The organism is Cryobacterium sp. TMS1-20-1, from assembly GCF_004402355.1.
GTDB lineage: Bacteria > Actinomycetota > Actinomycetes > Actinomycetales > Microbacteriaceae > Cryobacterium > Cryobacterium levicorallinum.
The window spans coordinates 60,308-66,741 of record NZ_SOGF01000069.1 but is presented as its reverse complement, the minus strand read 5'-3'; the positions used below and the strand labels follow the sequence as shown (position 1 = coordinate 66,741).

Below are 6,434 nucleotides of genomic sequence, written 5' to 3'. Positions count from 1 at the left end.
TCACCACCACCGACACCAGCCACACGTACACGGCCAAGGGCACCTACTCCATCGTCCTCACCATCAAATACCACGCCGACTACAGCTTCGGCGACCAAGGCTGGCGCCCCGTCGAAGGCACCATCACCATGCCCTCAGCCCCATTCACCGTCATGGCCGCAAACGAATCCACCGTACTCGTCGCCGAAGACTGCCTCACCAACCCCCACGGCCCCGGCTGCTAACGAGGTCGGGGGTCGCACTTCGGTGCCGGAGGATACGGGGCAGGTGACCCTGCGCCCCCGCGCGCTGGCCAGACACTTTTACAGTCTTCGGGAGCTAGCTGCACCGGGGTTGCGGCGATCGGTGCACTAGGGCAGCAGGCGATCCCCAGCTTTCTTGGGCAGCCGGGCCGCCGCCGCACGGGTAATTGTGGCAGCAGCTTCGTCGGCGACAGCATCGAAATCAACGCCGTCGATCGACTGCGAAACGGATGCTTCCGCTGCTGATCGCGCCGCTGCGGCAGCCGTCGCTGCGGACGGAGCCACCGACGTTGACGAAGGCGCAGCGGCGGCCGACGCCGACGTTGGCACCGCCCCGGACTGCTGTGACGCAGCTTCGGTTGCGCTCGAGTGAGTCGGCGCAGCACCAGCGGTCGACGCGGATGCGCCGCTGTGGCTGGGTGTCGCGTTCCGCAAAGCGGCTCCCGCAGTGCCGCCAAGCAGCCCACCGAGCAGGTCCTTGATGCCGATTCCCATGGTGGAGCCGAGCACGGCGTCGACCTCGCTGAAGCCGGACGCGACGTTCTTGGAGAGTTGGCTGGCGCCATCCGTTGAAATGACGGTGAGCTGGTCGATGTTACCCATCGGTGCGGCCAGTTCGTGCGCGATCTGCGGGAGCATTTCGATCAGGCGCAGCTGAATGAGCGCCTCGGACTGCTGGGCGACGGCCTCGGCGGAGAGGCGCGTGGCCGTCGCTTCGGCGGTTCCTCGGGCGAGAATGGCGTCGGCCTCGGCCTGGCCCTCCGCGCGGGTAGCGTCGGCGTTGGCGACACGGCTGTCGCGATCAGCGGTGGCCTTGGCAACGGATGCCTCGGCGGCCGCGATCGCGGTGACCCGGATGCGGTAGGCGTCGGCGTCGGCGATCGCGTTGACCTCGGACTCGAGCTCGGCCTTGCGCAGGCTGGCCCGCCGCTGGGCGGTCAGTTCCTGCTCCTGCACGATGGCCTGCTGCGCCTTCGCCTCGGCGAGCGGCTTCGACGCGGCGGCCTCGGCGGACGCCTTGTCGGTGTCAAGCTGCAGCGCGGCCTTACGCAGCGCGAGCGTATTCTGAGCTTCGGCGATGGCCTGCTCGGCGGTAATCAGGGCTTCCTGCGACTCGCGGTTCGCAACGTGCTCGGCCACCTCGGCCTGGCGACGCACCTTCGCCTGCTCGGCGCGACCGATGTCGCGAATGTAGTCGTTCTCATCGGTGATGCCCTTGATCTCGAAGGAGTCAACGTCGAGGCCCTGGTTAGCGAGTGATTCGCGAGCCGTAGCGAGCACCGAGGAACCGAGCTCATCGCGCTTCTGAATAACGGTCATGACGTCGGTCGCGCCGATCGACGAACGCAGCGAACCGCTCAGCACCTCCTGCGCGAAGCCGTCAATGTTCTTGTCCTGCCCAAGAAATCGCTGGGCGGCGGCGCGAATCGCAGCGGGGTCGTCGCCGACCTTGACGATGGCGACGGCCTCGACGGAGAGCGTGATGCCGTTGCGGTCCTGCGCGACGGCCGTGATCTCAATCGCCCGGCTGCGCAGGCTGATCTTGAACGCCTTCTGGAAGAACGGTGTGATGAACACACCCTGGCCATGCACGACTCGCTGGCCGGATTCCTCGAGCGTGGCGCCATCGACGATGGTCTTGCGGCTCTTCTTGCCGGTGATGATCAGGGCCTCATCGGGCCCCGCGTTCTTATAGATCGTCTTGGCGTAAATCAGGCCGATAAGCAGAACCACGACAATCGTGAAAATGATCCCGGGGATCGGGCTGAACAGAAAATCGAGCATGGGGTCCTTCCGAGGAGCCGGCGCGTACATCGTTTCCGCGATTCGGTCCGACGACCTCGGCGCAGAGCTGTTCCTCCAGTGTCGCAGGCCACAGCGATGGATGCGAAAGATGTCGACAATAAGCGGATGCCGTCGGTCACGTCGTCAATGGCACCCACCGTCTTTCGGGGTCACCGGCGGGCCGCTACCCGTCGATGAAGTCGGCGGCAGCGCGCAGGAACGCGGCGGCCGAGCGGGCGCGATCCGCAGCATCCGCTTCGCGACTGGCAGCGACGCCAGCCGATCCTGCGGTACCAGCGGATGCCGCGAGCGCGTCGGTCCCGCCCCCGGGGCTTGCGGCCGGGTCGAGCAGCGCCGTTATCGCGGCGGGGATCGTGCCAGATGCGGTGCCGGGCGGCCGATCAGTCGGTTCCGCTGCGGCAGCCACCAGCGGCGCCAGGAAGACCCGTGATTTCGCGGCCCGCGGCCCGTTGAAGTCGGGGTTCTGTCGCGGCTGACTCGAAAATGCCTCCCGGATCTTCGCCAGGAACTCGCCGTTGGTCAGCCGATTTGCACTCGGCACCACGAGCAGGCTGGCTGCCACGGTGAAATCGCCGTGACCGCCCGTCTCGTACGCCACCTCGGTCGGTTTACAGGCGCTGAACAGCACTTCCCGCGCCAAGGCCCGCTTGCCGGCCCGGGCGGGAGCTCCGCGCTTGGCCCGGTATTTCTCGCTGGTCGCCTTGTCGGGAATGACGTACCGCGCCCGACGCCCATGGGGAGCGGATGCCGTACTCAGGTTCTGTACGTCAACCGGAAGCAGCTGCAGCCGGCGTTGGCCGTCGCCCGAGTGACAGGAATCGAAGAAGGCGGTGAGGCTGACGCCGTCGGGCAGCTGGTCGAAGATCTCTCCGAGGTCGTCGTCGATGATCAAATTGCCCTCGCGAAAGTCAATCGGGCAGAGCGCTTCGTCGTACTTCTTCTCCTCGTTGCCGGACTCCGCCTCGTCACCGTCAAGGTCGTCCACATAAGTGCCGTGCCCGGCGTACTGAAAGACCAGCACATCGCCCGCGACGCTGCTCGCCACCAGGTCCAGCAGCCCGAGCAGGATATTCTGCCGGGTCGCCTCCGCGTCGAGCAGTGTGCGCACCGCGAAACCGGCCGCGGTGAGCTGCGCTGCCCAGGCTTCGGCATCCGCTACGCAGCCGTAGAGGGCGTCGCCGCCGGGATACGCGTTGATACCGACACAGAGTGCGTGGTGGGTTCCGGCCCGCCGGGGCGTGGCCGGGCCCGGTACCGGCCAGAGCTCGTCGCCACGGGAGCGGGTGATCGGGAATGACTGGATGCGCGAGCTGCCGGTGACCCGGCGCGCGACGCTGTCCATGGTCGGGATATCGGTGTCGAACCCGCCATGGCTGGTCGAGGTGCTGCGGTTGGTCAAGGGGCCGCCCGTTGCTTTCGACCAGATAATGTCAGCGATACCTCCGCTCGCGCCGGACAGCCCGAACAGTCGGCTGAGCACCGGGTCGGCGCGGAGGCACTCTTCGAGGCCCAGAATGGGCGAAAATTCTTCGGGCTCAAACGACGCCCGCACCAGGTAAAGCAGGGACTTTCCGTAGGCGCCGAGGCAAGTGTCAGCGCGCTCGAGCTTTTCGGTCATGGTGAACAGTGCCAGCGACTTCACCTCCTGGCCACACAGAGGCACGAGCTGCTTCTCGAACACATCGGTGCGCACCGCCGGAGCCAGCAGGCTGAGCGTGTCGAAGGCCGGTACCCCGGCCTTCAATGCGGCGGGAATAAAGAAGGAATGAAAGATTGATCCGGCACTGTGCCCAACGGCGTGCACGCTGACCGTGTCGGGGTGGGCGGTGCAGTACGCACCGAGTGCTTCAGCGACGTAGCGGGCGCCGCCGTCCCCGGCCGATGCAGCCTCGGCCGCGCGCTTCATCTGCCCCCAGATCGCCTGCCCCTGGCCGAATCGGGCCGCGAGTTCAAGCACGCGGTCCTTGGCCTCGTCGAGCCAGCCGCGACGACCCTGCGCCCAGTCCCCCACCGCACCAGCGATGGCCCCGGCCAGGCCGGTCTCCCAGACGAAGTGAATGGGATACACGCCGTTGAACTTCCACCACTCCACCTGGGTGGCAGCGATCCGCAGCCCGGACTGCTCGCCGACCAGCCCGCCGTGGGCGTAGAACACAACGGGGACGACGCCGCCATGCTCGGCCACAAAGGCCGGCAGATGCGTCGCAAAGACGGCGTCGACATCCTTTTTAGTGGTCTGGAACACTCCACTCGATGAGAATTTGCCGCCGCTGAGGTTGACCACGTGCGGGCGAAGGCGGTCGAGCTCACTTGGAGACAGCGGCGGCTGCCGTGTGGCGGGGGGCATCGGTTCGGGCATGGCACCGTTCCTCTCATTCAGTTCATGTCATTCAGTTCATGTCATTCAGTTCATGTCATTCAGTTCATGTCATCTAGTTCATGTCATCTAATTCATGCTGGAACAGGGGTGGGGCGTTGCGATTATGTCGCTCCAGCGTTATTGCTGCGTTACTTCACCCGAAGCCTTGACAAACCACGCCGGCGGTTGCATATTGCACACAGAAACGGATGCTGTGGGGGCCGCCATGACAACTGGTACCGATCCCGAGTCTGCTGACGCGTCGCTCGCGCAACCGAGCGATCCCGGGCTGAGCGATCCCGGGCTGAGCGACGCCGGGCAGGGTGGTCTGCAGGTCAGCCTGACGGTTCTGGCCGAGGGGCCGTTCACCACGGTCCCACCGAATCCGCCCCCGGGCGAACCCGCGCCGCGCCTCACGACCACGCTGCGGGTTCCGGTCGAACGCATCGGCCCGGGGCCGCGCAGCGCCCGGTTCGACGTGATCGTGCGTAAGCCCCGTCAGAAGCCGTTCAGTCTCGACATCGGCTCCCCGACCCCGCCGTGGATGATCGTCGACGAGAAACCGCCCGATGATCTGGCGGCCCTGCTGGAGGACAGCCGATTCCTGGCGCAGCAGGTATACGCGGTGGCGGCATCCACTCTCGCCCTGTTTGAGTCAACACTCGGCCGGAGGATGGGCTGGGTCGGTGGCGGACGGTTGACCATCAGCGCCTACGATCCGGTGTCATACCGACAATCCGGCTACTACCGCGACCTGGGTCTGATTCGATTCGGGCATAAACGTGACAATCGTACGAGCAAAGCAGTGCCGCTGGCCCTCTTTCGCGATCTGGTGGCCCACGAGGTGACCCACGCCATCGTCGATGGCTACCGGCCGAAATGGGCGGATGCCAAGGCCGAGCCCGACCAACTCGCCCTGCATGAAACGTTCGCCGACCTCGTGGCGCTGCTGTCCGTGTTTTCCACCCGCACCCTGGTCGAACAAATGTTGACGTCGTCCGGCGGTGACCCCCTCAACCTCGATACCCTCAGCGAGGATGTGCTTCGGAGCGACCTGTTCAGTTTGGGCGATGAGCTCTTCAAACGCGGAACCGTTCGGTCGTCCCTGAGCGAGGACACTCCGCCCGACTGGCGCACCCTGCGCGACCCGCACGCTCGCGGCGGCGCGATCGTGCAGGTACTGCTGCGCGTGGTGGTGCGACTCTGGCTGAAGCGGCTCGACTTGCCCGGAGGCCGCTCGAGCCTGTACCAGATCGCCCGCGCCGGCGCAGACGTTGGCCGTCAGGTCTTGGGAATGCTCATCCGCAGCCTGGGCTACATGGCACCGGTGGATGTGACCTGGGAAGACCTGCTGGGCGGAATCCTCGCCGCCGACATGGCGGTCGTGCCCGACGACGACCTGGAGTATCGTCCCGTCGTCACCGAGGCATTTGCCGAGCTCGGCATCAAATTGCCCCCGAACCACGACCTTTCGGGCGTTGCGACCTTCACCGGACTGCGTTACCCGATTCGGCTGGCCGCCCTCAGCTCCGACCCGGAAGAGATCGTACGTTTTCTCTGGGAGAACCCGAAATTGCTGGAGGCGGCGAAGATCGACCCCACTCGCCCCATTTCAGTGGAACGGGTGCGGCCGACACTTCGGGTTGGGCCCGACGGCTTCGTGGTATCGGAGATCGGTGCCACCTTCACCCAGGAATTCACGTTCACCGTCGCTGAAGCGCGCAGATTCGGGCTGACCACGCAGGCGAATGTTTTCATTCGCGGTGGCGGGCAACTGCGCTTCGACGAGGGTGGTCGTCTGAGCTTCGCCGCACTCAAGCCGATTCTCGACCTGGATCGGCAGCGGGCTAAACTCGCCGCGCACGCCCTCGCTCGCCCGGCGCTGAAAGCGGCTGCCGCGCCGCCCCCCGCACCGTCGCCCGCACCGTCGCCCGCCGCCGCGCCCGCTGCCCCGCCCGCTACCCCGGCACCAGGCGTAGCCGAACTGCGCCGGCCGACCTTTCACCCCTGACCCGTCTTCTGCGCAC

General features: G+C 66.2%; 3 protein-coding genes and 1 pseudogene. 2 read left to right on the top strand and 2 right to left on the bottom strand.

Features of this window, described 5'->3' with window-relative positions:
* Positions 1 to 224: pseudogene (locus E3O45_RS17640) on the top strand (hypothetical protein); the annotation flags it as partial.
* 126 nt (positions 225 to 350) lie between these two features.
* Here E3O45_RS17640 and E3O45_RS16710 read toward each other — a convergent pair.
* Entirely contained in the window at positions 351 to 2,027 is a 1,677-nt protein-coding gene (locus tag E3O45_RS16710) for a flotillin family protein (RefSeq protein ID WP_166789547.1), read from the bottom strand.
* A gap of 184 nt (positions 2,028 to 2,211) precedes the next feature.
* Positions 2,212 to 4,407, bottom strand: a complete 2,196-nt coding sequence (locus E3O45_RS16705) for a caspase family protein (RefSeq protein WP_134444621.1) — start codon at positions 4,405 to 4,407, stop codon at positions 2,212 to 2,214.
* 226 nt (positions 4,408 to 4,633) lie between these two features.
* Between E3O45_RS16705 and E3O45_RS17745 the strand changes: the two genes are divergently transcribed.
* Positions 4,634 to 6,418 carry a hypothetical protein gene (locus E3O45_RS17745; RefSeq protein WP_194086941.1) on the top strand — a complete coding sequence of 595 codons (1,785 nt, stop codon included), beginning with the start codon at positions 4,634 to 4,636 and terminating at the stop codon, positions 6,416 to 6,418.
* Positions 6,419 to 6,434: the final 16 nt, after the last annotated feature.